This is a genomic window from Sphingomonas glacialis (assembly GCF_006439055.1).
Classification (GTDB): Bacteria; Pseudomonadota; Alphaproteobacteria; order Sphingomonadales; family Sphingomonadaceae; genus Sphingomonas; species Sphingomonas glacialis_A.
This window is the reverse complement of the sequence record NZ_RCZC01000002.1, coordinates 247,658-274,655: the sequence shown is the minus strand read 5'-3', so window position 1 is coordinate 274,655 and position 26,998 is coordinate 247,658. Positions and strand designations below refer to the sequence as shown.

28 protein-coding genes are annotated in these 26,998 nt (G+C 67.5%); 14 read left to right on the top strand and 14 right to left on the bottom strand.

The window, feature by feature from the left end; all coding sequences use genetic code 11:
* Nucleotides 1-11: 11 nt before the first annotated feature.
* Nucleotides 12-653 (top strand): NAD(P)H-dependent oxidoreductase, encoded by a 642-nt coding sequence (locus EAH76_RS05110; protein ID WP_140848864.1) that lies wholly within the window; start codon nt 12-14, stop codon nt 651-653.
* Here EAH76_RS05110 and EAH76_RS05105 read toward each other — a convergent pair.
* The 6 genes from EAH76_RS05105 to EAH76_RS05080 all read right to left on the bottom strand — a co-directional run bounded on the left by EAH76_RS05105 (nt 639) and on the right by EAH76_RS05080 (nt 10,007).
* A complete protein-coding gene (locus EAH76_RS05105) occupies nt 639-1,838 on the bottom strand; it encodes an acetate/propionate family kinase (protein WP_241659564.1) in 1,200 nt (399 codons plus the stop codon). The two genes, EAH76_RS05110 and EAH76_RS05105, sit on opposite strands and share 15 nt — an antisense overlap.
* Nucleotides 1,835-4,195: a phosphoketolase family protein gene (locus tag EAH76_RS05100; RefSeq protein ID WP_140848861.1), complete on the bottom strand. Its 2,361-nt coding sequence runs from the start codon at nt 4,193-4,195 to the stop codon at nt 1,835-1,837. Before EAH76_RS05100 ends, EAH76_RS05105 begins: the two co-directional genes overlap by 4 nt.
* 249 nt (nt 4,196-4,444) lie before the next feature.
* Entirely contained in the window at nt 4,445-5,335 is an 891-nt protein-coding gene (locus EAH76_RS05095) for a transporter (protein WP_140848859.1), read from the bottom strand.
* A 56-nt stretch (nt 5,336-5,391) separates the two neighbouring features.
* A complete protein-coding gene (locus tag EAH76_RS05090) occupies nt 5,392-8,031 on the bottom strand; it encodes an HWE histidine kinase domain-containing protein (protein ID WP_140848857.1) in 2,640 nt (879 codons plus the stop codon).
* A 483-nt stretch (nt 8,032-8,514) separates the two neighbouring features.
* Nucleotides 8,515-9,051 (bottom strand): DUF4142 domain-containing protein, encoded by a 537-nt coding sequence (locus EAH76_RS05085; RefSeq protein ID WP_140848855.1) that lies wholly within the window; start codon nt 9,049-9,051, stop codon nt 8,515-8,517.
* Nucleotides 9,048-10,007, bottom strand: a complete 960-nt coding sequence (locus EAH76_RS05080; RefSeq protein WP_140850366.1) for an SDR family oxidoreductase — start codon at nt 10,005-10,007, stop codon at nt 9,048-9,050. Before EAH76_RS05080 ends, EAH76_RS05085 begins: the two co-directional genes overlap by 4 nt.
* Nucleotides 10,008-10,231: 224 nt before the next feature.
* On the opposite strand from EAH76_RS05080, the gene EAH76_RS05075 reads away from it, so the two are divergent.
* The 4 genes from EAH76_RS05075 to xth are packed head-to-tail and all read left to right on the top strand — an operon-like array spanning nt 10,232 to nt 13,278.
* Nucleotides 10,232-10,618, top strand: a complete 387-nt coding sequence (locus EAH76_RS05075; RefSeq protein ID WP_140848853.1) for a thiol-disulfide oxidoreductase DCC family protein — start codon at nt 10,232-10,234, stop codon at nt 10,616-10,618.
* Nucleotides 10,615-11,109 carry a DUF427 domain-containing protein gene (locus EAH76_RS05070; RefSeq protein WP_140848851.1) on the top strand — a complete coding sequence of 165 codons (495 nt, stop codon included), beginning with the start codon at nt 10,615-10,617 and terminating at the stop codon, nt 11,107-11,109. The genes EAH76_RS05075 and EAH76_RS05070 overlap by 4 nt, the downstream gene beginning before the upstream one ends.
* Before the next feature lie 10 nt (nt 11,110-11,119).
* Entirely contained in the window at nt 11,120-12,481 is a 1,362-nt protein-coding gene (locus EAH76_RS05065) for an ABC1 kinase family protein (protein ID WP_140848849.1), read from the top strand.
* Nucleotides 12,478-13,278 (top strand): exodeoxyribonuclease III, encoded by an 801-nt coding sequence (xth, locus tag EAH76_RS05060; RefSeq protein WP_140848847.1) that lies wholly within the window; start codon nt 12,478-12,480, stop codon nt 13,276-13,278. The genes EAH76_RS05065 and xth overlap by 4 nt, the downstream gene beginning before the upstream one ends.
* Here xth and EAH76_RS05055 read toward each other — a convergent pair.
* From EAH76_RS05055 to EAH76_RS05045, 3 genes are all read right to left on the bottom strand, one after another.
* Entirely contained in the window at nt 13,271-13,546 is a 276-nt protein-coding gene (locus tag EAH76_RS05055; RefSeq protein ID WP_241659563.1) for a hypothetical protein, read from the bottom strand. The genes xth and EAH76_RS05055 overlap by 8 nt on opposite strands.
* 38 nt (nt 13,547-13,584) lie before the next feature.
* Nucleotides 13,585-13,806, bottom strand: a complete 222-nt coding sequence (locus EAH76_RS05050) for a hypothetical protein (protein ID WP_140848843.1) — start codon at nt 13,804-13,806, stop codon at nt 13,585-13,587.
* 97 nt (nt 13,807-13,903) lie between these two features.
* Complete coding sequence (locus tag EAH76_RS05045) at nt 13,904-14,932, bottom strand: alpha/beta fold hydrolase (protein WP_140848841.1); 1,029 nt, start codon at nt 14,930-14,932, stop codon at nt 13,904-13,906.
* Nucleotides 14,933-15,084: 152 nt separating this feature from the next.
* On the opposite strand from EAH76_RS05045, the gene EAH76_RS23885 reads away from it, so the two are divergent.
* Complete coding sequence (locus EAH76_RS23885; protein WP_161988973.1) at nt 15,085-15,384, top strand: putative quinol monooxygenase; 300 nt, start codon at nt 15,085-15,087, stop codon at nt 15,382-15,384.
* Between the two features lie 21 nt (nt 15,385-15,405).
* On the opposite strand, the gene EAH76_RS05035 is transcribed toward EAH76_RS23885, so the two are convergent.
* Nucleotides 15,406-15,663, bottom strand: a complete 258-nt coding sequence (locus tag EAH76_RS05035; RefSeq protein ID WP_140848837.1) for a hypothetical protein — start codon at nt 15,661-15,663, stop codon at nt 15,406-15,408.
* Nucleotides 15,660-16,337, bottom strand: a complete 678-nt coding sequence (locus EAH76_RS05030) for an arylesterase (RefSeq protein WP_140848835.1) — start codon at nt 16,335-16,337, stop codon at nt 15,660-15,662. The genes EAH76_RS05035 and EAH76_RS05030 overlap by 4 nt, the downstream gene beginning before the upstream one ends.
* Here EAH76_RS05030 and EAH76_RS05025 point away from each other — a divergent pair.
* Both EAH76_RS05025 and EAH76_RS05020 read left to right on the top strand, forming a co-directional pair.
* Nucleotides 16,328-17,029, top strand: coding sequence for an ABC transporter ATP-binding protein (locus EAH76_RS05025; RefSeq protein WP_140848833.1), 702 nt, complete (start codon nt 16,328-16,330; stop codon nt 17,027-17,029). The two genes, EAH76_RS05030 and EAH76_RS05025, sit on opposite strands and share 10 nt — an antisense overlap.
* On the top strand, nt 17,026-19,515 hold the full coding sequence (locus tag EAH76_RS05020) for an ABC transporter permease (protein WP_140848831.1): 2,490 nt from the start codon (nt 17,026-17,028) through the stop codon (nt 19,513-19,515). Before EAH76_RS05025 ends, EAH76_RS05020 begins: the two co-directional genes overlap by 4 nt.
* On the opposite strand, the gene arfB is transcribed toward EAH76_RS05020, so the two are convergent.
* Nucleotides 19,512-19,934, bottom strand: a complete 423-nt coding sequence (arfB, locus tag EAH76_RS05015; protein WP_140848829.1) for an alternative ribosome rescue aminoacyl-tRNA hydrolase ArfB — start codon at nt 19,932-19,934, stop codon at nt 19,512-19,514. The two genes, EAH76_RS05020 and arfB, sit on opposite strands and share 4 nt — an antisense overlap.
* Nucleotides 19,935-20,036: 102 nt before the next feature.
* On the opposite strand from arfB, the gene EAH76_RS05010 reads away from it, so the two are divergent.
* Nucleotides 20,037-20,522, top strand: coding sequence for a GAF domain-containing protein (locus EAH76_RS05010; RefSeq protein ID WP_140848827.1), 486 nt, complete (start codon nt 20,037-20,039; stop codon nt 20,520-20,522).
* Between the two features lie 108 nt (nt 20,523-20,630).
* The gene (locus EAH76_RS05005) at nt 20,631-21,509 is read left to right on the top strand and encodes an RcnB family protein (RefSeq protein ID WP_140848825.1); all 879 of its coding nucleotides are present in this window, start codon (nt 20,631-20,633) and stop codon (nt 21,507-21,509) included.
* 6 nt (nt 21,510-21,515) lie between these two features.
* On the opposite strand, the gene EAH76_RS05000 is transcribed toward EAH76_RS05005, so the two are convergent.
* The gene (locus EAH76_RS05000; RefSeq protein WP_140848823.1) at nt 21,516-22,835 is read right to left on the bottom strand and encodes a M28 family metallopeptidase; all 1,320 of its coding nucleotides are present in this window, start codon (nt 22,833-22,835) and stop codon (nt 21,516-21,518) included.
* A gap of 168 nt (nt 22,836-23,003) precedes the next feature.
* On the bottom strand, nt 23,004-23,456 hold the full coding sequence (locus EAH76_RS04990) for a universal stress protein (RefSeq protein ID WP_140848819.1): 453 nt from the start codon (nt 23,454-23,456) through the stop codon (nt 23,004-23,006).
* Between the two features lie 140 nt (nt 23,457-23,596).
* Here EAH76_RS04990 and EAH76_RS04985 point away from each other — a divergent pair, with 140 nt between their 5' ends.
* From EAH76_RS04985 to lpdA, 4 genes are read left to right on the top strand one after another with little or no spacing between them, the layout of a single operon-like run.
* On the top strand, nt 23,597-24,937 hold the full coding sequence (locus EAH76_RS04985; RefSeq protein WP_140848817.1) for a pyruvate dehydrogenase complex dihydrolipoamide acetyltransferase: 1,341 nt from the start codon (nt 23,597-23,599) through the stop codon (nt 24,935-24,937).
* Nucleotides 24,937-25,146, top strand: a complete 210-nt coding sequence (locus tag EAH76_RS04980; protein WP_140848815.1) for a hypothetical protein — start codon at nt 24,937-24,939, stop codon at nt 25,144-25,146. The genes EAH76_RS04985 and EAH76_RS04980 overlap by 1 nt, the downstream gene beginning before the upstream one ends.
* Before the next feature lie 10 nt (nt 25,147-25,156).
* Nucleotides 25,157-25,555: an acyl-CoA thioesterase gene (locus EAH76_RS04975; protein ID WP_140848813.1), complete on the top strand. Its 399-nt coding sequence runs from the start codon at nt 25,157-25,159 to the stop codon at nt 25,553-25,555.
* Nucleotides 25,548-26,942: a dihydrolipoyl dehydrogenase gene (gene lpdA / locus EAH76_RS04970; RefSeq protein ID WP_140848811.1), complete on the top strand. Its 1,395-nt coding sequence runs from the start codon at nt 25,548-25,550 to the stop codon at nt 26,940-26,942. The genes EAH76_RS04975 and lpdA overlap by 8 nt, the downstream gene beginning before the upstream one ends.
* Nucleotides 26,943-26,998 lie beyond the last annotated feature (56 nt).

The following is a 26,998-nucleotide window of genomic DNA, read 5'->3' as shown; positions in this document are numbered from 1 at the left end:
GGAGATTTCGCATGCCTGACACTCGTTCCAAGCCGCCGCGTCACGTCGTCATCCTTTGCCACCCCGAGCAGGACAGCTTCAACGCGGCGATTGCGGCGGCCTATTGCGCGACGGTGCGCGAGCATGGCCATGAGGTGATCGTGCGCGATCTCTACGCGATGGGGTTCCATCCCGTGCTCAAGTCGATCGAACGTCCGGGTGAAGACGAACGGCAGTTCGCCGACGTCAGCGAGGAACTCGCGATCCTCAAGGATACCGACGTGTTCGTGCTCGTCTATCCGATCTGGTTCGGCGGGCCGCCGGCGATGCTCAAGGGCTATGTCGAGCGCGTGCTCGGGACCGGGGTGCTGCCCGATGCGGTGTATGAAGGCACGGCGAAGGGCGTCCTGGCGGGCAAGCAGTTGCTCAGCTTCACGACCTCGGGGCTCAAGGAGATCTGGCTCGACGAAATGGGCCAGTTGCGCGCGCTGACGCAGGCGTTCGATCATTATATCGAACATGCCTTTGCGATGCTGCCGTCGCGGCACGTGCATTTCGGCCATATCACGTCGGACATGGAGCCAGCCTGGGGTCGGCGTCACCTCGACGAAGTCCGCGGCCAGGCGCGCGCGCTCGTGCGTGAGCTCGACGGGCCCGTTCTAGCCGCCGACTGAGGCGCTTTGCGCGGCGTCTAGCACCGCCGCGCTGTGGAGCGCGATCTGGGCATCCTCCTGCGCGGCAAGCACGCGCAGCGCGACGCGCGAGGCGGCGCCGCTGATCGTTGTCACGCCGGCGACGTTGCGGGCAGGATCGAGCGCAACGCCCATCCAGGCGAGCGCATCCGCGGCGGTCGCGCGGACGCCGGCATCATGCTCGCCGATGCCGCCGGTGAAGACGATCATGTCGACCCCGCCGAGCGAACACGTCATCGCGGCGAGCATCTTGGCGAGCGAGTGCCCGAACATCGCGATCGCGAGGGCGGCGGCGGGCTGGGCCGAGGCTGCAGCGTTGAGCCGGCGCAGATCGCTGTCGACCCCCGAGATGCCGAGCATCCCGCTTTCGCGATCGACCAGCGTGGCGAGGGTTCCCACCGTGTAACCGCCGTCGCGCAGCAGATGGAGCAGGATGCCGGGGTCGAGATCGCCCGTGCGGCGCCCCATGATCAGGCCGCCGGTCGGGGTAAGCCCCATGCTGGTGTCGACCGATCGGCCGGCGCGCACCGCGGTGACGCTCGCGCCATTGCCGAGATGTGCGATGATCAGACGCTCGGGTACATCCTTGCCGAGTTGACGCACGATCGATTCGCACGACAGGCCGTGAAAGCCGTAGCGCCGCAGCCCTTGGTCGCGCAGCGTCTTGGGGAGCGGCAGCGTGCTCGCCACCGCCGGCATCGTCGCGTGAAAGGCGGTGTCGAAACAGGCGATCTGCGGACAGTGCGGGAAATGGCGGCGCGCGGCGCGGATCGTCGCCAGCGCGGCGGGGATATGGACGGGGGCGAAGCTGCGCACGCGCTCGAGTTGGTCGAGCACCGCGTCGGTGATCCGCGTTGGGGCGAGCAGATCCGGGCCGCCATGGACGAGGCGATGCCCGACTGCGATCGGGGCGGGTAGTTCGGTGCGATCGAGCAGGGCGACGACATGGCCGGTCCACGTCTCCGGCGCGGCTTGGCCGAGCGAATGATCGACATGCCAGCGTCCCGCGGCCGTTGCCGCGTGCAGCCGAACCGCTCCGCCGCCCTCGGTCTCGATCTCGCCGGTCAGCAAGGGCTCGGTAGTCGCATCGGCAACCCGGAACAAACCGAACTTGAGCGACGACGATCCGCCGTTGAAGGTCAGGATCGTTGCCCCTGAAGTGCTCACGCGGACCAGCGCCAGTCGCGGATCTCAGGCAGATCCTCGCCATGTTCGGCGATGTAGAGCTTGTGCCGCTCGATCGCCGCCCAATAGCGATCGCGCGCCGCCGGAACCTGCGCCTTAAGGCGCGGGATCCGCTCGATCGCGTCGAGCGCGAGGCGATAACGGTCGAGATCGTTGAGCACGACCATGTCGAACGGCGTCGTCGTCGTGCCCTCCTGCTTGAAGCCGCGGACGTGGATGTTGCGGTGGTTGGTGCGGCGATAGGTCAGCGTGTGGATCGTCGCGGGAAAGCCGTGAAAGGCAAAGATCACCGGCGTGTCGGTGGTGAACAGCGCATCGAAGGCGTGGTCGTCGAGCCCGTGCGGATGCTCGCTGCTCGGCTCGAGCACCATCAGATCGACCACGTTGACGAAGCGGATGCGGATATCGGGCACCTGTTCGCGCAGCAGCATGACCGCCGCCAGCGCCTCGAGCGTCGGGACGTCGCCCGCGCATGCCATGACCACGTCAGGGTCGTCGTCCTGCACGCCCGCCCAGTGCCAGATGCCGGCCCCTGCGGTGCAATGCCGCACCGCTTCCTCGATGCCGAGCCATTGCCATTCGGGCTGCTTGCCCGCGACGATCAAATTCACATAGTCGCGGCTGCGCAGGCAATGGTCCGCCACCGACAACAGGCAATTGGCGTCGGGCGGGAGGTAGACCCGGGCGATGTCCGAGGTCTTGTTGGCGACCTGGTCGATAAAGCCCGGATCCTGATGCGACAGGCCATTATGGTCCTGCCGCCAGACATGCGACGTCAGCAGATAGTTGAGCGACGCGATCGGCCGACGCCATGCGATCTGGCGGCTGACCTTGAGCCATTTGGCATGTTGGTTGAGCATCGAATCGACGATGTGGGCAAAGGCCTCGTAGCACGAGAAGAAGCCGTGCCGGCCCGTGAGCAGATAGCCCTCGAGCCAGCCCTGGCAGAGATGTTCGCTGAGCACTTCCATCACGCGCCCGTCGGGGCTCAGGTTGATATCGATCGGCTCGACCTCGCCCATCCACGCCTTGCCCGCGACGTCATAGACTGCATCGAGCCGGTTCGAGGCGGTCTCGTCGGGCCCGAACAGGCGGAAGTTCCGGCTGTCGAGATTGAGCCGCATGACCTCGCGCAGATAGTGGCCGAGCACGCGCGTCGCCTCGGCCTCGACTGCGCCGGGGACGTCGAGCGCGACCGCGAAATCGCGAAAGTCGGGGAGCGACAGGGGTTCGAGCAGCGCGCCGCCATTGGCGTGCGGGTTCGCGCTCATCCGGTGATGCCCGGTCGGGGCTAGCGCGGAAATCTCCTCGCGCACCTTGCCCGCCGCGTCGAACAGCTCGGCCGGGCGATAGCTGCGCATCCAGGCGTCGAGCTGGTCGAGATGCTCGGGCTTCTTGAAGTCGGCGATCGGGACTTGATGCGCGCGCCACGTTCCTTCGACCGGGAGGCCATCGACCGTCCTGGGGCCGGTCCAGCCCTTCGGGGTCTTGAGCACGATCATCGGCCAGCGCGGACGGGTAGGCGGCGTGGCGGGGGTGGCGCGGGCTTCCGCCTGGATCGTCTCGATCCTGCGCAGCACCGTGTCGAGCGTCGCGGCCATCGCCTGGTGGAGCAACTCGGGATCGTCGCCCTCGACGAAATAGGGTTCGTGGCCATAGCCGCGCAGCAGGTCAGTCAGTTCGTCCTTGCCGATCCGCGCGAGGATCGTCGGATTGGCGATCTTGAAGCCGTTGAGATGCAGGATCGGCAGCACCGCGCCGTCGCGCGCCGGGTTGAGGAACTTGTTGCTGTGCCAGCTGGTCGCGAGCGGCCCGGTCTCGGCTTCGCCATCGCCGACGATACAGGCGACGATCAGGCCGGGATTGTCGAACGCCGCGCCGTATGCGTGCGCGAGCGAATAGCCGAGCTCGCCGCCTTCGTGGATCGAGCCCGGGCATTCGGGCGAGACGTGGCTCGGGATACCGCCCGGCCAGGAGAATTGGCGGAACAGCCGTTCCATCCCGCCGCGGCTGCGCTCGATCGCGGGATAATGTTCGGTATACGCGCCCTCGAGATAGGCGTTGGCGACGAGGCCGGGTCCGCCATGCCCCGGCCCGATGATGTAGATCATGTCGAGACCGTTCGCGACGATCAGCCGGTTGAGATGCGCATAGACGAAGTTGATCCCCGGCGTCGTGCCCCAATGGCCGAGCAGGCGCGGCTTGATGTCGGCGAGAGTGAGCGGCCGCTCGAGCAGCGGATTGCCGCGCAGATAGATCTGCCCGACCGAGAGGTAGTTCGCCGCGCGCCAATAGGCGTGGATAGCAGCGACCTGTTTGAGCGAAAGGGGATCGGACATGCGCGTCTCCGGAAGCGCCCGATAGGGCCATCTGCCTGGACGGCGGCCCCGCGCGGAAGCGCGCGAGATCCGGCGACCGACGCTCTGCTCCTCGCCGGTTCGAGGGGCTGTCGCCATACGGGTAAACCCGTAGGGCGTGTCCGCTGCATAGCCTCGCGGAGAGGCATGCCGCCGCGGTCTTGCGGCGACCCGCCCCATTCAATCATGGCGCATCTTCAGACGAGCGCGCAGAGTCGCGCTGATCCTGCTTCAGAAGCGCGTCGATAGACCGGTATAGAGCTGCAGCCCCGGCGTCTCGCGGTTGAGCCCGATATAGGCCGCGGCATCGAGCTGGAGCGTCTTGGTCAGCTGATACGATGCAGCGAGATCGGCGGAATATTGCTGGCCGTTCTGGCGCGGCTCGAAACTCTCCTTCGTCCAGAATTCGGCATAGACCGTCGCATTCTTGCCGACCGGGTGCGACAGGTTGATCAGATTGACGAGTTCGAGATGGTAGCCGTTCACGTCCCCCTGATTCGCGGCAATGTCGACTTCCGGGCTCGTGGTCAGCGTGAATTTGGCGGGCAGCGGGATGTTGACCGGGAGCGCGAGGTTGCCCTCCCACTGGCCGTTGCCGACCCGCGATCCCGCGGTCGGCGCCTTGACCGAGCCGATCACCGAGACCTGCGTCTTCGACCGATCGACCGTCAGCTTCTGCTTCACGCGCACGAACAGATCGCCGACGCCGCTATCGGTCGTCACGCTGCCATCCTCCATCCGCGTCCGGACGGTTTCATACGGCGCAATATTGACCTCGACGTCGGTGTGGCGACCGACGCCGTATTTGAGCGTCGGGTTGGTGTAGAGGATCGTATCGGTGCGAACCCCGTCGAGCGTCTGGCGGGTCCAGTCGATCAGGTCGGTCTCGAGCTGGAAGGCGCCTGCGGGAACGGTGCAGGCGACGCTCGCGCGGGTCGGGCGATCGGTGCAGATCGGGGTTGGGTTCGGCGCGACATTGGCGGGAAGCGGCCCGGTGCCTTGCGACGGATCACCCTGCGCGGGTTCCTGCGCGAGCGCGGCGCCGGGCAGGGTCGCGAGCGCGAGGAAGAGCAGCGCGCGCAGGCGCGGAAACGGACGGGCTGGGGCGTGGCGAAAGGTCATCGCCGCTCCATGCGGTCACGCGACGCCTGGAGCAAGCGACAGCAACCTGATCGGGGTCAATCCCGCTCGGCGCTGCCCGGCCCGGCAGCGGCATCGCGCAGCACCCAGTGGACCGCGCGCAGCAGATGGTCGCGCTCATAGGGTTTCTGGATCACCACCTCCTCCGAGGCACGCCGTCCGAGTGCGAGTTCGTCGCCATAGCCCGAGGCGAAGATGAACGGCGTGCCGGACCTCTTGAGCTTCGTGGCGAGTTCGAAGCTCGTACCGCGCCCGATATTGATATCGAGCATCGCGAACGCGAAGCGATGCGCCGCGATCAGTCGCTCCGCATCGACCAGCGTGGGCGCGACGAACACCTCGGCCGCGCCGAGCGAGCGCAGCATGTCCTCGGCTTCGAGTGCGATCAGCATGTTGTCCTCGACCAGCAGCACCAGCGCCCCGCGAAGCGGCGCATCGGATGCTAGCGCCGGCACGGCTTCCGGCGGCGGCGCGGCGAGTTCGGCGGGCGGGGAGGAGGGCCGGGCGGGGGGGCGGGCGGGAGTCGGATCGGACGCAGCGACATCGTCCGGGACGAAGACATGCTGCTGCGGGATGAAGAAGTCCGCCTCGATCCCGCCCGGCCGGAAATGAAGGTCTGCGGTTCCCTCAAGATCGAACGGAACCGCGCGTTCGAGGACGACCGAGCCGAAGCCGCGGCGGGTCGGTGGCGCCACCGGCGGGCCACCGCTTTCTCGCCAGTGCAGATGGATCCCCTCGCCATCGACCATGGCGATCGTAACGTCGACCGATCCGGTCATCGACAGCGCGCCGTATTTGCTGGAATTGGTGACCAGTTCGTGGATCACCAGCGCCATCGTCGAAATCGCTTTCGGTTGAAGCAGCACCGCGGGCCCCGCCAGCGAAAGCCGTTCCTTCGTCCCCTGATGCGCGGCGAACTCGTCCTCGAACACGCCGGCGAGCGGGGCCGGTCCCCAACTCTGCCGCGTGATCCGGTCGTGTGCGCGCGCGAGCGCCTGGATCCTGCCACCCAGCGCCTTGGTATAACGCGCCATGGCGGGACTGGCGCCGCCGGTCTGGGTGATCAGGCCGCGGATCAGCGCGAGGATGTTGCGGACGCGGTGGTTGAGTTCGGCGATCAACAGGTCCTGCCGTTCCGCCGCGCGCTGTCGCTCGACGATCGCGGCATCGGAATAGCGCAGGATCACTTCGATCAGCGCCTGGCGGATCGCTTCGCCCATTCGCTGCTCGCGATCCGAAAAGCGTGCCGAGCGTCCGCGGATCTCTTCGACAAAGGCCTCGAAGCTCCGGCGCGGCGAGATCCGGGGCGTGCCGCCGTCCGCGCTCTGGAATTTGGCGGGGTCGCCACCCCAGCGGATCTGACTTAGCCGTTCGCGCCGAAACAACAGAATATAATCGCGCGGGGAGCGCGAGATCGGGATCGACATCATGCCGGCCGCTTGGTCGGCGGTCGCGGCGCACGGCGGATGAATCTCCGCAAGGCAATCGGTGATGAAGACGCGGCTGGGTGAGGCTCCGTTGAGGTGATGTGCCAGGATTGCGATCTGTTGCTCTGACGGCGTGGCGCCGTGGCTGTGGGTCGTTCCGCCGACATGGATCGCGATCCCGTCGCATTCGATCACGTCGCGCGTCATGTCCTGCAGCCATTGCGCATTGCGAAGCAGCGTTTCGTCGCCCGCGATCATCGCGATCAAACGGTCGGCGAGCAGCCGCGCCTTGCGTTCGTCCTCGCCGCTGCCGTGGCGCTGCCGGCTTTCGAGCATCAGCGAATACATCGCGCCGAACAGTTCGGCGGCGGTCCGCAGGACGAAGCTCGGCAGCCGCGGGGCGGTGGCATGGCAGGCGATCAGGCCCCACAGCCGCCCCTCGACGATAATCGAGATCGACAGCGATGCGGCGACGCCCATGTTGACGAGATATTCGATGTGAACGGGCGACACTGCGCGGCTGACCGCCATCGAGAGATCGAGCGGTGGCGTCACGGCATCAATCGGCGGAAGCAGCGCGACGGGGGTGTCGGCGACGTTGGAGATGATCCGGAACGGGTTGCGCAGGTAGAGCGCACGCGCCTGTTGCGGGATATCGCTCGCCGGGTAATGGAGCCCGAGAAAGCTCTCAATGCCCGCGCGGGTCGATTCGGCGATGACCTCGCCGGCGCCCTCTTCGTCGAAACGGTAGATCATCACGCGGTCGAAACCCGAGATCGCCAGCACTTGGCGTGCGGCATCGGTGTGGAATTTCTCGAACGTATTCGCCTTGGCGAGCCGCGCTGCCATCGCCCGGACCATCGAGGCGACTTCGGGCTCGTCGGTCTTTTGCGAGAACTCGCCTTCGACGATCAGCAGATCCTCCTGGAAATGGATCGAGACGTCGAGTGGCGGCATCCCCGGAACGAGCGTGAGGCCGAACAGGCGTTCGCTGCCGGTCGAGGCGAGGAGCGCGACGCGTGTCCGGATCTTGTGCAACGCTGCTTTGGTCAACCAGATATCGAAGCGCGAACCGAGCAACTGCTCGGGGCTGACCGCCAGAAAGTCGTGGGTGTTCGACGAGACGCGCACCACGGTCCAGTCGTTCGTCATCGCGATGAGAAAAGCGAAGTCCTGGATCTGATCGAGCCGCGTGATCGGCTCGCGGTCGCAAATCGTCAGGTCGAAGTCGGCGTCGAGATGGTCTGACATGATGCGTGTCGCCTCACTGCCGCTGCGGCCGCTCGCCACGTGCCGGCAGTGGCGAGATCGGACGCCGGATCCCATTGCGTCGGGAATTGGGGGAGGGCGTTATGCCCGGCCCGCCCGCGGCCCTGGTGCGCACCGGTCTGCCCACGTGAGCGCGTCCTTGGGTAAAGTGGACGACCATATCTCTGCATGGCGGTCGCAGCATGAAGAGCGAAAGCCCATTTTCAGCATTTTCAGCCAGCCGTTTCATTAGCGTATAATAGCAGATTTGGGGCTTATCGTCGTCCTTTCTTGATAATCACGACATAAATGACCCCAGATCTATAGGATATTATGATCGAAAGCTTTCTTTGGCGTGGCTCGCAAATCATAGCTGATCGCGCCCGTGCCTCCAACTTGTGCCATTAAAATAGAGCAATGAGACGCGATAGTTAGCCGAATAGTCCCGACTCGGACTAATTGCCTGGTGAGAGTTTTGAAACCGTCCTACCGAGCCGCCGCTTTGCCAAGCACGGGCTCGACCATCGCGACGTGCGCGGAAATGGCCTGGGCCGCCGTCTTTGCAACCGACCGCATCACGGCGTTGTCGCCCGATGCCGCGTAGGTCTGTGCCTCGGCGAGCGCCGAGCGATGCGCCAGCGCCTGCTGCTGGAGATAGGTCTTGTCGAACTCCGGGCCGGTCAGCCCGCCGAGGCCGTTCAACAGCAGCGCCTGATCGGCACCGATCGCCTTGACCGGCGGCGCCAGCCCGGCCTTTGCCGCGCTGTCGGATAGCAGGCGATCCATTGCGGTATGATCGGTGATCATCATCTGCGCGAACCCGCGGACGTCGCGGTCACTGCTTTGCGCGAGGGCGCTTTGCGCCGCGAGGATCTCGAACGTGTCGGATTGCGCGAGCGATTGGACGAAGTCGCGCGTCTGACGCGATCCGGTTTCCTGCGCGATCGCAGGACTGAGCACGCAGACACCGAGCGCAAGGGCGAGGAGGCGGGCAGGGGTGCGCAGTGCGGGGTCCTTGCTCATGGCTGACCCTGACCGCCGCCGGCACCGTAGATGTTGCCGGTCGTGAAGCTGCCATCGTCTTCGGCAAGCCGCACATAGATCCCGGCGAGTTCGACTGGCTGCCCCGGCCGGCCGAGCGGCGTGGTCGCGCCGAAGGTGACGAGCTTGCCCTGCGACGCGCCGCCCGAGACCTGGAGCGGCGTCCAGATCGGCCCGGGCGCGACGCCGTTGACGCGGATGCCCTTCGCGCCGAGCTGCTTGGCGAGCGACTTGACGTAGTTCATCGTCGCCGCCTTGGTTTGCGCATAGGCATAGAGATCGGGCGATGGGTCGTACGCCTGTTCCGACGTGGTGCCGATGATCACCGAACCCGGCTCCATGTGCGGCACCGCCGCCTTGATCATCCAGAACGGCGCATAGATGTTCGTCTTCATCGTCTGGTCGAATTCCTCGTCGGTGACGTCGAGGATCGAGGCGATCGACTGTTGCCGTGCGGCGTTGCAGACGAGGATGTCGAGACCACCGAGGGCGCTGACCGCGCGATCGACGAGTTGCCGGCAGAACGGCGCCGAGCGCAGGTCGCCGGTGAGCGGGACGGCCTTCTGGCCGGCGCGGTGAATCAGGTCGACCACCTCGCGGGCATCGGCTTCCTCGGCGGGCAGATAGTTGATCGCGACGTCGGCGCCTTCGCGCGCAAAGGCGATCGCGGCGGCACGCCCCATGCCCGAATCGCCACCAGTGATCAGCGCCTTGCGGCCGCGCAGGCGTCCGCTGCCGATATAGCTCGTCTCGCCATGGTCGGGACGCGGCTTCATCTGGCTGGCGAGGCCGGGCCAGGGCTGGCGCTGCGGTTCGAACGGCGGCTTGGGGTATTTGTCGCGCGGGTTTTGCTTGGCGGGCTTGGGTTGCGCCTCTGCGGCGATGCCGGGTGTCGCACCGAGCACGGCCGCCGTCCCCAAGGTGGCGGCGGTCAGCATCTGGCGGCGTGTCGTCTCGGTCACGGCAAATCTCCTTTTGCCCCCAACCCGCAAGCGTCGTGGGAGTGCCGCTCTCGCACCGGCTTTTCTGCTAGATTTGTATCAAGCATCGGATGGACGGGTCGGACGGGTAAGCGACAGGGCCGCGCCGGAGCTCGTAGCTAGCGGCTTTGCTATGATGGATCTGTGCGCCCGATCCGCCTGGTTTCGCGTTATGCAGTCGCATGGACCGTGAAGCAGCCTCCGATTCGACGCGCGTTACCGTGTGGTTCGACGGCGGCTGCCCGCTCTGTCGCCGCGAGATTGCGGGCCTGCAGCGGCTCGACCGCGCGGGACGGATCGCGTTCATCGATATTTCCGGCGATGGTCCGGCGGCATGCCCGATCGATCGCGCCGATCTGCTGGCCCGCTTCCATGCGCGCGAAGGCGACCGATTGCTGTCGGGCGCCGCCGCGTTCGCGGCGATGTGGCGCGCGATCCCGGTTTTGCGGCCGCTTGGGCTGCTCGCCCGCAACCGCTTCGTGCTGACAATGCTAGAATATGGCTATCGCCTGTTCCTGCGGGCGCGCCCGCGGCTGCAGCGGCTGGCCTTGCGATTGGAGCGCCAATGACACCCGAGCCGATCCCGCCGAAACCGGGCCAGGAAAGCGTCTGGTCGTTCCCGCGCCCGGCGATCGCCGAGCCGAGCCCGGCGCATGTCGTGATCGAGCACCGCGGCATGGTGCTCGCCGATACGCGTGCGAGCGTCCGCACGCTCGAGACGAGCCACCCGCCGAGCTATTACATCCCGCGCGCCGACATCCGCGAAAGCGCGCTGCGGCGGGGTGCGGGGAGTTCGTTCTGCGAGTGGAAAGGCGCTGCGACCTATTGGGACGTCGTCATCGACGGGCAGGTCCTGCCGAGCGTAGGCTGGAGCTACCTGAGTCCGACGCGCGAGTTCGCGATGCTCAAGGATCATATCGCCTTCTACGCGGCGCCGTTCGATCGCTGCAGCGTCGATGGCGAGACGGTCACCCCGCAGCCCGGCGGCTTTTATGGCGGGTGGATCACGTCTGCCTTTGCCGGGCCGTTCAAGGGCGTGCCGGGCAGCAGATTTTGGTAAGGGCCGACCCATGACCGACGATCGCAATTCGAACGGAAAATCCGTCCCCAGTGGACGCATGGCGCGGCTCGGGGTGTTCGGGCGCCTGGCCGGCGGCGTCGCGGGCGGGGTGATCGCCGAGGGGGCACGCCGGATCGCCGATGGGCAGCGGCCGCGGATGAGCGACCTGCTGCTGACCCCGGCCAATGTCGGGCGCGTCGCCGATCAGCTGTCGCATCTGCGCGGCGCGGCGATGAAGCTCGGGCAGATGATCTCGATGGATTCGGGCGATTTCCTTCCGCCCGAGCTCTCGCAAATTCTCGCGCGGCTGCGCAACAATGCGTATCACATGCCCCCCGCGCAGCTCCAGCAGGTGCTTGCGCGCGACTGGGGCAAGGATTGGCGCCGCCGCTTCGCGCGTTTCGATGCCGGGCCGCTCGCCGCGGCGTCGATCGGCCAGGTCCACCGCGCGCGGACGCCCGATGGACGCGATCTCGCGATCAAGGTGCAATATCCGGGCGTGCGCGACAGCATCGATTCGGACGTCGACAATGTCGCGACGCTGCTGCGCGTGTCGGGCGCGCTGCCCAAGACGATCGATATCGCGCCCTTGCTCGCCGAGGCGAAGCGCCAGCTCCACGAAGAGGCCGATTATGTCCGCGAGGGCGAGCAGCTCGCGCGCTTCGGTGCGTTGCTGGCGGACAGCCCGGCCTATGTCGTGCCCACGCTCGATCGCGAGTTCAGCGGCCGCGACGTGCTTGCGATGAGCTTCGTCGAGGGTGTGGCGATCGAGTCGCTGGTCGAGGCCGAGCAAGGCGTCCGCGACGTTGCGATGGAATCGCTGATGGCATTGGTGCTGCGCGAACTGTTCGAGTTCGGCCTGATGCAGACCGACCCGAACTTCGCCAATTATCGCTACCAGCCGACGACGGGAAAGCTCGTGCTGCTCGATTTTGGCGCGACCCGCGCCGTCGCACCCGAGACGGCGCAAGGCTATCGGCAGTTGCTCGAAGCGGGGCTTGCGGGCGACCATGCCGGGGTGCGCGCAGCAGCGGTGTCCGCCGGATTCCTCGGGGACGCGGCGGTGGCGCGTCACGGTGCGCTCGTCGATCGGATGATCGACGTGATCCTGGTCGAGCTCAACCGCACCGGCCCGTTCGACTTCGGCGATCGCGCGTTCGTCGGGGTGCTTCGCGAGCAGGGCATGGCGATTGCGGCGGATCGCGACACGTGGCACGTCCCCCCGATCGACACGCTGTTCGTCCAGCGCAAGATCAGCGGGACGGCTCTGCTCGCGGCGCGGCTCAAGGCGCGAGTCGATGTGCGCGCGATGGTGACGCGGGCGGTCGCGCCTGCCCCGGTTTCGGATCGCCCGTCCAGCGCTGCGGCGTGAAGATCGCAACCTACAACGTCAACGGCGTCAACGGGCGCTTGCCCGTCCTGCTGCGCTGGCTCGCGGAAAGCGCGCCCGATGTCGTCGTGCTGCAGGAACTGAAAGCCCCGCAGGACAAATTTCCCGAAGCTGCGATCCGTGACCTCGGCTACGACGCGATCTGGCATGGGCAGAAAAGCTGGAACGGCGTCGCTCTGCTCAGCCGGGTCGGCGAGATCCACGAGACGCGCCGCGGACTGCCCGACGATCCCGATCCGGCGCAGAGCCGCTATCTCGAGGCGGCGGTCAACGGCGTTCTGATCGGCGGTCTCTATCTGCCCAACGGCAACCCGCGGCCGGGGCCGAAGTTCGACTATAAGCTGCGCTGGTTCGACGCGCTGATCGCGCATGCCGCGAGTTTGCTCGAATCCGGACTGCCCGTGTTGCTAGCGGGCGATTTCAACGTCATGCCGACCGAGCGCGACGTCTATAAGCCCGAACGCTGGGTTGACGATGCGCTGTTCGCGCCTGAAATCCGCGCGGCGTTCGCAAAGTTGACGGGGCAGGGGTGGACCGATGCGCTGCGCACGCTGCATCCCGACGAGACGATCTACACCTTCTGGGACTATTTCCGGAACGCCTATGGCCGCGATGCCGGTTTGCGGATCGACCATCTGCTGCTGAGCCCGGCGCTCGCCGGGCGGTTGGTCGATGCGCAGGTCGATCGCGATGTGCGCGGGTGGGAGAAGACGAGCGACCACGCGCCGGTCTGGATCGAGCTTTCCGACAAGCCCGCGCGAAAGCGTCGGTCTAGCTGAGCGCGGCGAACCACGCGGCGTAGGGCGTGTTGTGCGCCATATGCCGGTTGTAATCGGGCGCGCCGTCGTCCCACCACACCGGCCCGCGTTCGCCGAGCGCGTGCTTTGCGGCATCGACCGCCGCTCGCGCCGATCGCTCGGCGGTCTCGTCATGGCTTCTAAGGGCAGCTCCGACAGCGCGGCGGGCCGCCATCAGATCGTGCACCAAGCCTGCGCGTGTCGCTTCGTCGAGCGCGGGGTTGCTCTTGCGCCAGAGCCGCCCGCGCACGACGAAATAGCGGCCGTCGGGCGTTGTCGGATGGTCGCTCAGTGCTGTGCGCGCGCGGCCGCCTTTTCGGCGCGCGCCTGCTTGGCGTAATGGTGGTGCGCGATCGCGCAGCCCGCGACTGCGCCCATCACGGCATGGCCCTTGCCGACGAAATGCCCCGCGACACCGCCGGCGGCAGCGCCCCGAATGCAGCCCTTGGCAAGAACGGGCGAGGCCGACGCCAACGCGGCGGAGACGGCGAGCAGGGAAACGATACGCATTCGGATGTCCTTACACTGGAACCTTGGGGCGCGATCTTGCCGTGACGACAGCGTGCTGTCTCGTGAAATAATGTTCACGCTACGGTCTCTTTCCGCCTCACCGGCGATCCAGTTCGGCAAGCAACAGCCGTCCGAAAGTCGCGGGATCCTCGACCTGTGGAGCATGGCCAGCGCCGGGGATCCGAACGATCCGTGCGTCGGGGAACCGGCGCACCGCGCTCTCCGCGGCTTGCGGCACCGTCTGGACCTGCGCCCGCAGCGGCGCGGGCGCGGTGTTGGCGCGGAACGCGGTCAGGTCGCGCTGGCCGATGATCAGCGACACCGGCGCGCGAACCCGGTCGAGCTCGGCCGCGACGGGTTGCGTCTCGATCATGTCGGACAGCCGCGCCTGCGCATCGCGGACGCGGTCGCCATCGGGCCCGGCATATTGCCCGGCGAGCATTGCAACCCAGCGATCATAGGCTGGCCGCCATTCGCCATGATAGTAATTGCGCAGCTGATAGGCCTTGATCGATGCGGCATCGGTCTTCGCCTCTTCCTGCCGCAACGCGCCGAGCTCGGTATAGGGGACGCCGTGCGCGAGCGTGTCGTTGAGCCCGAGCGGATTGACGAGCACCAGCCGCTCGATGCGCTGCGGATACAGCAAGGCGAAGCGGGTCGCGAGGATACCGCCGGTCGAATGCCCGACGAGCAGAACCTTGCCCGCTCCGGCCTGGTCGAGCAGCCCGCGCGTCAGCGTCGCGAGCGCGGCAAAGCTGTATTGATAGCCCGTCGGCTTCGACGATTTGCAGAAGCCGATCTGGTCGGGCGCGATCACGCGATAGCCGTTTGCTGCGAGATTGATGATCGTGTCCTGCCACGTCGCCGAACAGAAATTCTTGCCGTGGAGCAAAACGACCGTCCGGCCGTTCGCCACCCCGGTCGGCGCGACGTCGAGATACGCCATGCGGACCGGCGCGCCCTGTGACATCGTCTCGTACCAGTGGACCGGAAAGGGGTAGGTGAAGCTCTCGAGGTTCGCTCCGAGCGGTTTTGTTGTCGGCGCGGGGGACGGCGTCCGATCTTGCGCGCTCGCCGATGACACGGTTGCGGTCGCGACGAGAAGGACCGGGAGGATATGGCGCATGGTGGATTTCCTCACCTCGGGCAGCGGGGTGCGAAGGTCCAATGAACCGACGCGCCGCGAGTTCCGATTTTCTGCGCTGCCGAGACATGGTGCCCGCTTGCTTTGCCCGGCCTGCGACCCCAGGTTCGCCGCAGGACACAGGAGTGCACATAATGGCCGTCAAGATCGTCGCCTTCATCGCCGTCAAGCCCGGCGCGGACGATGCCTTCATCACCGCCGCCCGGACCTGCGTTGCGGCCTCGCGCGCCGAGCTGGGCGTGCTGCATTACGAACTGTGGCGTGAGACCGAGGGTGCGCAGCGCTTCGTCTTCAACGAGCTGTATGTCGACGATGCCGCCGTGCAGCAGCATATGGCCTCGGACCATTTCAAGGCACTGGGCGTCGCTGCGCGCGATCTCGCGACCGCGCGGCCCGAGATCATCGTCACCCATCCGATCGACGTGGCGGACTGACGCCAGGCCGTCAGGCCGCCCTCAGCCCTCGTGATGCTCGGTGATCTCGATGAAACGCCGCGCCGCGGCGCGGTCCGCTGCATCGGGGAAAGCGATGTCGAGGTCGGGCGCTGCGCCGAGCATGTGGAGCAGCGTCCACAGCCCGAAGCGTCGCTCGCGGTCCTGCTCCAGCCCGAAATCGACTCGCATATGGTCGATTCCCCCTTGCAGTGCGGCGGGCGTCACTTCGGCGAGATCGCTGCTGCCGAAATAGCGCAGGAATTGGTCGTCGAGGTTCATCGCCGCGCCTCAGGCCGGAGCGCGCTGCGCACGCTCGGCACGATCCGCGCGACGATGATGTCGACCCCGCGCGCGTTGGGATGCATCCCGTCGGCCTGGATCAGTCGCGGGTTCGCCGCGACCCCGTCGAGGAAGAAGGGGTAGCGCGGGACCGAATGGGCTTTGGCGAGGGTCGGATACACGGCATCGAAGGCCTGGACATACTCTCGGCCGAGGTTTGGCGCGGCGCGCATTCCGGCGAGCAGCACGGGAATGTGCCGCGCTTGCAACTCGGTCAGGATCGCGTCGAGGTTCGCCTTGGCTTGCGCGACAGGAAGCCCGCGCAGCATGTCGTTCGCGCCGAGCTCGACGATCACCAGATCGGGCGTCGCGCCGAGCCCGCGCAACCCCCAGCGCAGCCGTGCGCGCGCCTGTGCGACCGTATCGCCTGCGACCCCGCCGTTGCGGACCGTCGCGGCAATCCCCGCGCGCCGCAATGCGGCCTGCAGCTTGGCGGTGAAGCCCGCTTCGGGCGGCAGGCCATAGCCCGCGGTAAGACTGTCGCCGAACGCCCAGATCAGCGGCGCCTTGGGGGAGGCGGTCGCACCGATCGGGATTACGCAGGAAAGCAGAGCGAGCCCGGCCGCGATTTGCCGTCGCCAGCGATATCGCCCAAGGAAGTTCGATGAAACCATCCCCTGTCGATAGCGCGTTGATCGTCGCGCGCAATGTTTCGCTGGTCCTCGGCCGGGCGCCCGCCAGCGTCGAGATCCTGCGCGGAATCGATCTCGACGTCGCCGCTGGCGAGAGCGTCGCGTTGCTCGGGCCATCGGGTTCGGGCAAATCATCGCTGATGGCGGTGCTCGCCGGGCTCGAGCGTCCGACCGGCGGGATCGTGACGGTGGCTGGGCGCGACTTCACCACGCTCGACGAGGATGCGCTCGCGGTCGCGCGGCGCGGGCGGATCGGGATCGTGCTCCAGGCTTTCCATCTGCTGCCGACGATGACCGCGCTCGAGAATGTCGCGGTGCCGCTCGAACTGGCCGGGGAGGGGGACGCCTTCGCGCGGGCGGAGGCCGAGCTGGCGGCAGTCGGTCTCGCGCACCGGATCGGCCATTACCCCGCGCAGCTTTCGGGCGGCGAGCAGCAACGTGTCGCGATCGCGCGCGCGCTGGTCGGGCGTCCGGCGCTGATCTTCGCCGATGAGCCGACGGGCAATCTCGACACCGCGACCGGCGCGGCGATCATGGACGTGCTGTTCGCGCGCCACGCGGCGAGCGGAACGACGCTTTTCATCATCACCCACGATCCGCGGCTGGCGGCACGCTGCGCGCGGGTGATCGAGCTAGGCGACGGGCGGATCGTCGGCGATCGGCGCGGCGCGTGACGCTCGTCCTGCGGCTTGCGCTGCGCGATCTGCGGCGCGGCGGGCGAGGGCTGCTGCTGCTCGCGATCTGCCTGTTCCTCGGGACGGCGGGGCTCGCCGGGATCGGGAGCCTGGCTGCGAGCATGATCGCCGCGCTCGACGTCGACGCGCGCCAGATCCTCGGCGGCGATGTCGAGTTCAGCGTGTCGCAGCGGCGCGCGACGGTCGCCGAACTGGCTGCGTTCGGGCGGCTCGGGCGCGTTTCGGAGACGGTTTCGCTGCGCGGCATGGCGAGCGCCGGCGGTGCGCCCGCCTTGGTCGATCTGCGCGCGACCGATCAGGCCTGGCCACTGCTCGGGCAATTCCGGCTCGCGCCCGGTGCGCTGGCGGCGCGTCCGCATGGACGCGAGATCGCGATCGCGCCGGCGCTGGCGGATCGGCTCGGCGTGAAGCCCGGCGCTACGCTCACCTTGGGGCAGGCGCGGCTTCGCGTGATCGGCGTGATCGCGAATGAACCCGATCGCCTGGGGGCGGGCTTTGCACTCGGGCCGCCGGTGCTGGTCGATCTGGCGGGGCTCGACGCGACCGCGCTGGTTCAGCCGGGCAGCCTGTATGAGAGCCACTACCGCGTCGTGCTCACGCGTGCCGATAGCGCGGCGGCGGCTCGGGACTCGGTGCTCCGACAGTTCCGTGGTGCGGGATGGTCGGCCAAGCTGAGCGACCAGGCGGCCGGCGGATTTCGCCGCGGGATCGCGCAGCTCGGGCAATTCCTGTTGCTGGTCGGGCTGGCCGCGCTGGCGATCGCGGGCGTCGGGGTCGGCAGCGGGGTCGCCGCCTATCTCGCGGGCAAGGCGAAGATCATCGCGACGCTGAAGGTGCTCGGCGCGCGGTCGCGGACGATCGCGGCGATCTTCCTCGCGCAGCTCGGGCTCGTCGCCGCTGTCGGGATCGGCGCCGGGCTCGTGGTCGGGGCAGCGTTGCCCTGGGCCGTCACGGCGTTTGCCGGTGCAGCGCTACCGGTGCCGCCGCGGCTTGCGATCTATCCTGTGCCGTTGGCGACCGCGGCGGGGCTTGCTGTGCTCGTCGCATTGCTGTTCGCCTTGCCCGCCCTGGCACGCGCGCGGTCGGTGCCGGCGGCGACGCTGCTGCGCGACACGCTGGGCGCGCGGCGCTGGCCGGGCGCGCGCGTGGTCGGCGCGATGGGGGTGCTGGTCGTGGCGCTGATCGGACTGGCGGTCGCGACCGCATCCGACCCCTGGCTCGCGCTCGGTTTCGTCGCCGCGATCCTCGTGCTGATCGCGCTACTCTGGGGCTGTGGCGTCGCGATCCGGGCGATCGCGGCGCGGATGCCGCGGTCGCGCCGTCCGCTGCTGCGGCTGGCGATCGCCAATCTCCATCGGCCGGGTGCGCAGACCGATCGCCTCGTCGTCGCGCTGGGGCTCGGTTTCTCGCTATTCGTCGCACTCGCGGTGATCGATTCGAGCCTTGGCGCCGAACTCCGCAATGCCGCGCCCGCCAAGGCACCGCGCTTCTTTGCGATCGACCTGCAGCCCGACGATGCCGCGACCTTCGCGCGCGCCGTCCGAAGGGCAGCGCCGAGCGCGAAGATCGAGGCGCTGCCGTCGCTGCGCGGATCGATCGTCGCGTTGCGCGGCGTCCCCGTCAGCAAGATCAAGACGCTGCCGAGCGACGCCTGGGTGTTGCGCGGCGACCGGACGATCACCTGGGCAGCACGCCTGCCGCCGCGCAATGCGGTCGTCGCCGGGCGCTGGTGGCCCGCCGAGTATCGCGGGCCCCCGCTCGTGTCGCTCGAGGACAAAGCGGCGGCGGCGCTCGGGCTGCATGTCGGCGATACGATCACCGTCTCGGTGCTCGGGGTCGACGTACCCGCAAGGATCGCGGCGCTGCGCAAGATCGACTGGGGCGGGCTCGGGCTGAACTTCGCGATCGTCTTCTCGCCCGGCTATATCGAGGAGGCGCCGCACGGCCTGCTCGCCAGCGTCTATGCCGCGCCCGAGCGCGACGGCGCGATCGCGCGACAGGTCGCGGCGGCGTTGCCCTCGGTGACGCTGATCCGGGTGGGCGATGTCATCGGCCAGGTCAGCGCGGTGCTCGGCCAGATCGCGCTGGCGATCCGCGCGGCGGCGGCAGTGACGGTCGCGGCGGGGATCGCGGTGCTGATCGGCGCGGTTGCGGCCTCGGGCGCGACGCGGCGCTACGATGCGGTGATCCTCAAGCTGCTCGGCGGCAGCCGGCGGCAGGTGCTTGGCGCGCAGGCGCTCGAATATGCCGTTCTCTCGCTCGTCCTCGTCGTGGTCGCGCTGGCGATGGGGTCGGCGGCGGGCTGGTACGTCGTGACGCAGGTTTTCAAGATCGGCTGGGCGCCGCGTTGGGACGTGGTCGGGGCCACGCTTGCCGCAGCCGTCGCGCTGACGCTCGGGACCGGGCTGGCGGGGAGCCTCCCGGCGTTGCGGGCGCGGCCTGCGAGCGCGCTGCGCGAGCTCTAGTCGGTCACTCTGCCGCGCAGCGACTTGACCGTCGAGCGCTTGGTCTTGCCGTCAAGCCGCTTGGCCTTGGCCGCCTTGGAGGGCTTGGTCGGGCGGCGGCGTTTGGGGACGATCGTCGCCTCGCGGATCAGCTCGATCAGCCGTTCGCGGACTTCCTGGCGGTTGAGCAATTGCGAGCGGGCGCCTTCGCTCCGCAGCACCAATACGCCATCGCGCGTCAGCCGCGATCCCGCAAGTACTGCGAGCCGATTCTTCACCGCGTCGGGCAGCGACGGCGATGCGCCCACATCGAAACGCAGCAGCACCGCGCTGTCGGTGGTGTTGACATGCTGCCCGCCCGGGCCGCCGGCGCGGGTGAACGATTCCAGCAGTTCGTCGCTGTCGATGCTGATCGAGCGGGTGATCGGGATTGCGGCCATCGCGCCTCCCTAAAAGATAAGCGCGGCGCGGTCGATCATGCAGGCGGTCGATCGAGCAGCTGGGCGCTTTCGCCGCGTGCGCGAACGCGATAGGGGCAGGGCATGTACGACTTCACGATCGATCAAAGCTCGAAGACCGAGCTGTACCGCGACCTCCATGCGGCGCTCGACGCGCTGACCGACGGCGAGCACGACGCGGTCGCCAACATGGCCAACGCCGCCGCACTGATCTGGCAATATCTGCCCGATCTCAACTGGGCGGGCTTCTACCGGCTGGTCGGCGATATGCTCGTCGTCGGGCCGTTCCTCGGCAAGCCCGCCTGCATCCGCATCGCGCTCGGCGACGGTGTGTGCGGCGCCGCCGCGCAGACGCGCACGACGCAGCTGGTCGAAGACGTCCACGCTTTTCCCGGTCACATCGCCTGCGATGCGGCGAGTCGGTCCGAACTGGTCGTTCCGATCGTCCATAACGGCCGGCTGATCGGCGTGCTCGATCTCGATAGCCCGAGCGCGGCGCGCTTCGACCCTGCCGATGCCGCCGGGTGCGAAGCGCTGATGGCGCTGCTCGCGTCGCGGATCGCGGGCTGATCCGAAACGGGACAGCCGTTAATCTAGAATCGCGTCGATCGAAATGGTAGCTGACGGGTTAACGCTTCGTACACACTCTGTGTGCGGTGCCGTTCCGGAGGCTTGACGATGCGACCCTTTATCCTGGCCACTCTGACGCTGGTCACTGCGCTTGGTGCGGGGCAGGCCGATGCGCAACGGTATCGCGGTGGCGGGTCTAACCCGGGCGCGCCCTATCCCGTGCCGGGCGCAACGATCCCCGCGCCGCCAGCCCCGGCTCCGCAAATGCAGCCCCAAATGCAGGCGCAGATGCAGCGGCCGCCGATGAACGGGCCTGGCCGGCCGAACTCCGGGCCGCGTCCGGTCAATCAGCCCGATCGGCATCGCTGGGGTGGATCGGTTGGCGGGCGCTGGCAGGGCGGGCTCAACGCGCCGGGCGGCTGGAACGCCTACCGTCCGCGGTCGCGCGGCTATCGCATGCCGGGCTATTGGTTCTCGCCGAACTTCTTCATCGGCGACTATTCCGGCTATGGGCTGTCGGCACCGCCGGCCGGTTATGGCTGGTATCGCTATTATGACGACGCCGTGCTGCTCGATCCGCGCGGCCGGGTCTACGATACTGTCGATGGGCTCGATTGGGACGGCGGCTATCAGGGCGGCTATGAGGATGGTGGGTATGATCGGTCGGGCGGCTACGGCCGACCCTATCCGCCGCAGCCCTATCCCGCGCCGCTGCCGCCGATCGTCCAGAACGGCAACGTGACGACCTATTCGACCTCATCTGGCTATGGGTCTGGCTATGGCGGCGGCTACAGCTACGCCTATCCGGGTGCGACGACCACGGTGGTGACGATCCAGTCCGCCCCCATCGTCACCACGACGACCACCGAATATGTCGAAACCGTCCGCGAGCGGCACGTCTATCGCGCCGCGCGCAAGCGCTATTACCGGCCCGTCCGGCGCAAGCCGGTGTGCCGTCCGGTCGAGCAGCCGATCCTGGGAAGCTGACCGCGCTCAGCGCTTGCGCGGTTCGGGTCCGGCAAAGCTCACCAGGCTTTCCGACCCGTCCGCCGCGACCGCGCTGACGCCGACGAAGTGATCGTCGACGCTGATATCCTTGAGCACCGTGCTCGTCGCGGTGCCCGGGACGTCGACCGTCTTCTGCCAATCCTGCGTGTCGTTGCGGCGCCAGTGGATGCGGTAGGCGCTTGCGCCCGCCACGGGCTGCCATTTGACCGTCGTATCGAAGCTCAACGCCCCGGCGACGGTCACGCCGTCGGGCGCGGCGGGCGCTGCGGCGAGGCGGCGGATCGTCGCGACGTTGATCGCAGTGACCTTGGCGAGATAGGGAAAGTCCATCTTGTCGATCGTGTCGCCATAGGGAATGCCGTTCTCGACGCGGACGTCCTGGTGTTGCTGCGTCCAATTCTCGGCGCCGACCGAGAAGCGCACCGCGGGATAGCCGAGCTTGAGGAACGGCTCATGGTCGCCGCCGCGCCCGAAGCGATCGGGCCGGCGATCGACGAACACGTCGAGCCCGCCGGGAATCGTCCCCGCGACTCCGTCGATCGTCTTGGCAAGGCTCCGCGAGGGCCCATCATCCTCGCCGCCATTCCCTCGCCGCGCCAGTTGCGCGGGCAATTCGTCCGCCGCGCGAATGCCTTCGGAAAAGACGCGGACACGGTCGGCGACGCGTACGCCGTTCTGCCCCATCGTGTTGCCGACGATGTCGTTGTTGAGCATCGCCGACACGGTCCAGCCGCGCGCCTTGGCGGTCTCAGCGAGCAGCGTGCCGCCGAACAGCCCCTGCTCCTCGCCCGAAAACACCGCATAGACGATCGTCGCGCGGAATTTTTGCTTCGACAGGATCCGCGCTGTCTCGAGCACCAGTGCCACGCCCGAGGCGTCATCATTCGCGCCGGGGGCATCGTGCGTCGCGTCCATTTCGTTGCTGACGCGGCTGTCGATATGCGCGCCGACGATGATCACGCGCTTGGGGTCGAGCCCCTGCTGGAAGCCGAGGACGTCGACCACGTTGACGCCGTTCGGCGCGCGCGCGTTGGTGAAGGTCCGCGCGATATTGGCGACGGTGATGCAGCCGTCGCACGCATCCGCAATACGGGTGAGCTCGCCGCCCGCCCAAGTGCGCGCGGCGCCGATCCCACGGACGGGGTCGTCCGCTGACGAGAGCGTATGCCGCGTACCGAAGCTGACGAGCTTCTCGACCGTCGCCTTGAGACGCGCGGGGTCGGGCGCGGGCGGCGCGGCATCCTTGGCGAAAGCGGGCGTTGCAAGAAGCGCGAGCAGCGCGGCGGCAGTGGGGAGGGTACGCATCGCGGTATGGTGGCGCGATAAAAGGCGCGACGCAAGTTGCCTCCCCTCCCTGGAAGGGAGGGGCTGGGGGTGGGTCGGCCCGTGGCGGAGGTGGCGCGTCACAACGGGCCGACCCACCCCCGACCCCTCCCTTTCAGGGAGGGGAGGAGAAGCCCAGGGGAGAAGACGTCAGCTCAACCGGTCGATCGCTTCGCGGTCGAGCGAGCCGGGGATGATCATCAGCGGGATCGGCAACGCGGCATCGGCGCCCGCGAAATGCGCGACCAGCGGCCCCGGCACGCCGCTCGCCGCGGCGGCGAGCACGAGCGCTGCGATCTCCGAATTGCCGGCAATCACATCGCGGATGACCTTGGGTCCCTCGCCCTCCCTCACTGTCAGTGTCGGCTTCAGTCCCGATTCCTGCAGCAAAGTTCCGGCCGCCGCGGCGACGAGGCCCTCGGCATGCTGGCGCGCTTCCTCCTCGATCGTCGCCTGGATCCCGGCAAAGGCGGTGAATTCGGTCGGCGGGATCAATGCGAGGATCTCGACGCCGCCCCCGGTCTTTACCGCACGCCGTGCGGCGAAGCGCAGCGCGATGCTGCTTTCTTGAGTCTCGTCGATCACGACCAGATAGGTCCGCATGGCGCTCGCTCTCCCCCCACAGCGATATTGTGAGCGATAGGTGGGGCTAAGTATCGCATCGTGCAAGCCATGGCCTTGACCCGCCGCGCGTCGGGCGCGAGAGACGACCCCTACGGATTCGGACAGATGAGGACGCGTTGATGCCGGTCGAAATCAAGATGCCCGCTCTTTCTCCCACGATGGAGGAAGGCACGCTGGCGAAATGGCTGGTCAAGGAAGGGGACACCGTCAAATCGGGTGACCTGATGGCCGAGATCGAAACCGACAAGGCGACGATGGAATTCGAAGCCGTCGACGAAGGCACGATCGGGAAGATCCTGGTCGCCGAGGGGACCGATAACGTGAAGGTCGGCACGGTCATCGCCACGTTGCTCGCCGAGGGCGAGAGCGCCGACGCGACGACGCCCGCGCCCGCCGCCAAGGAATCCGAGCCCAAGCCGTCGCCGGCCGATCCCAACAAGACCGGCAGCGAAGCCAAGCCCGTCGAGCGTACGCCCGAGCAGGCCGAGGATCACGGCAATCCCGAAGGCGGCGCTGCGCCGAAATCGGCCCCGGTTGCCCGCCAGGACGGCGATCGCGTCAAGGCGAGTCCGCTCGCGCGCCGCATCGCCGCCGAAAAGAGCATCGACCTCGCCACGCTGCAGGGCTCCGGACCGAACGGCCGGATCGTTCGCGCCGATCTGGAAGGCGCGAAGGCTTCGGCCGCAGCCCCGGCTGCAGTCGCAAGCGCGCCTGCTCCGAGTGCAGCCCCGGCGCCCGCCGCCGCAGCCAAGCCCGCCGTCATCCCCGACATCCCGCACACGGCCGAGAAGCTCAGCAACGTCCGCAAGACGATCGCGCGCCGCCTGACCGAATCGAAGCAGACCGTTCCGCACATCTATCTGACGGTCGACATCCGCCTCGACGCGCTGCTCAAGCTGCGCAGCGAGATGAACAAGGGCCTCGAAGGCCGCGGCGTGAAGCTGTCGGTCAACGATCTGCTGATCAAGGCGCTCGCCGCCAGCCTGATCCAGGTGCCCAAGTGCAACGTGATGTTCACCCCCGACCAGCTGATCAGCTTCAGCCGCGCCGACATCTCGGTTGCGGTGTCGACCCCGTCGGGGCTGATCACGCCGATCATCTCTGGCGCCGACAGCAAGGGCGTCGCGACGATCTCGGCCGAGATGAAGGATCTCGCGGCGCGCGCGCGTGACAACAAGCTCAAGCCCGAGGAATATCAGGGCGGCACGGCCTCGCTCAGCAACATGGGCATGTACGGCATCAAGCAGTTCGAGGCGGTGATCAACCCGCCGCAGGGCATGATCATGGCGATCGGCTCGGGCGAGAAGCGCCCGTACATCATCGACGACGCGCTCGGCGTGGCGACGGTGATGTCGGCGACGGGCAGCTTCGACCATCGCGCGATCGACGGTGCCGATGGCGCCGAGCTGATGCAGGCGTTCAAGACGCTGGTCGAATCGCCGCTGTCGATGCTGGCCTGATGATCGGCCGCGCTACCCTGATCGAGCTGCTGCACATCGCCGCCGGCGTGATCGGGGCGGCGGTGATCGCCTATGGTGCGGTCTGGTCGCTGCCGCACGCCGCGAGCCCGATCTGGGAAGTGGCGTTCGGCATGATGGCCGTGATCGTGCTCCTGGGGCTTCCGTCGCTGCGGCTCGCGTGGCGTGCGGACCGGGCACGGCGCGGCTGACGCTTTGGGCATGAGCGACCAGCCCCCGAGCATCCCGCCTGCGATCCGCGCGACCGCGATGGCATGCGATGCCAATCCGTACGGCAAGATCTTCGTCGGCTGGCTGATGGGGCAGATGGCGCTGGCGGCAGGCTCGGTCGCGTCGCGGCATTGCGGCGGGCGTGCGCCGGTCGTGGCGGCGGATGGCTTCAGCTTTACCGCCCCGGTCGAGATCGGCGACGAAGTCTCGTTTCATGCCGAGATCGTCAAGACCGGACGCAGCTCGATGACCGTCGCGGTCGACGTATGGCGGCGCGACCGCCACGGCGAAGGCACTGAACGCGCCGCTCGCGGCACCTATATTCTTGTTTCGATGGGCGAGGACGACCGGCCGCGCCCGCTAGTGATAGAGGAATCCTCCCTTGGCTGACCAATTCGACCTCATCATCCTCGGTTCGGGCCCCGGCGGCTATGTCGCCGCGATCCGCGCGGCGCAGCTCGGTCTCAAGACCGCGATCGTCGAGCGCGAGCGCCTCGGCGGCATCTGCCTCAACTGGGGCTGCATCCCGACCAAGGCGCTGCTGCGCACCTCGGAAATCTACCATTATATGCAGAATGCCGAGAGCTACGGGCTCAAGGCCGACAACGTGTCGTTCGACCTCAACAAGGTGGTCGAGCGCAGCCGCAAGGTGGCGGGGCAGCTCAATGCCGGCGTCAAGGGCTTGATGAAGAAGAACAAGGTCACGGTCTACGAGGGCTTCGGCGCGCTGACGGGCAAGGGCAAGCTCTCGGTCAAGCAAGGCGACAAGACGACCGAGCTCGAGGCCAAGCACATCATCATCGGCACCGGCGCGCGGGCGCGCGACCTGCCGTTCGCCAAGGCCGATGGCGAGCGGATCTGGACTTATCGCCACGCGATGGTGCCGCCCGAGATGCCGACCAAGCTGCTGGTCATCGGCTCGGGCGCGATCGGCGTCGAGTTTGCGAGCTTCTACAACGACATGGGCGCCGACGTCACGATCGTCGAGATGCTGCCGCGCATCCTCCCCGTCGAAGACGAGGAAGTCTCCGCGTTCATGGACAAGGCGCTGACCAAGCAGGGCATCAAGCTGCTCGTCGGCACCGGCCTCGAGGCGCTGACGCCGAACGCCAAGGGTGTCACCGCCAAGATCAAGGGCAAGGACGGCACGGTCACGACCGAAGAGTTCAGCCATGCGATCGTCGCGATCGGCATCGTGCCCAACACCGAGAATATCGGGATCGAGGCGCTCGGGATTAAGACCGACCGTGGTCACATCGACGTCGACGGCTATGCGCGCACCAATGTCGAAGGGATCTACGCGATCGGCGATGTGACCGGCGCACCGTGGCTGGCGCACAAGGCGAGCCATGAGGGCGTGGTCTGCGTCGAGGCGATCGCGGGCCTGAAGCCGCATCCGTTCGAGAAGTGGAACATCCCGGGCTGCACCTATTCGCGCCCGCAGGTCGCTTCGGTCGGCTTCACCGAGGCGAAAGCCAAGGAAGCGGGCTACGAACTCAAGGTCGGCAAATTCCCCTTCATCGGCAACGGCAAGGCGATCGCGCTCGGCGAGGCCGAGGGTTTCGTCAAGACGGTGTTCGACGCCAAGACCGGCGAGCTGCTCGGTGCGCACATGGTCGGCGCCGAAGTGACCGAGCTGATCCAGGGCTATGTCGTCGCACGCCAGCTCGAGACGACCGAGGCCGAGCTGATGGAAACGGTGTTCGCGCATCCGACGCTCAGCGAAATGATGCACGAGAGCGTGCTCGGCGCGTACGGCCGGGCGATCCATATCTAGGTGGCGCGCCGGGCCGCGATAAAGCGGCCCAGTTCGGGCCTTTACACTTATGGTGC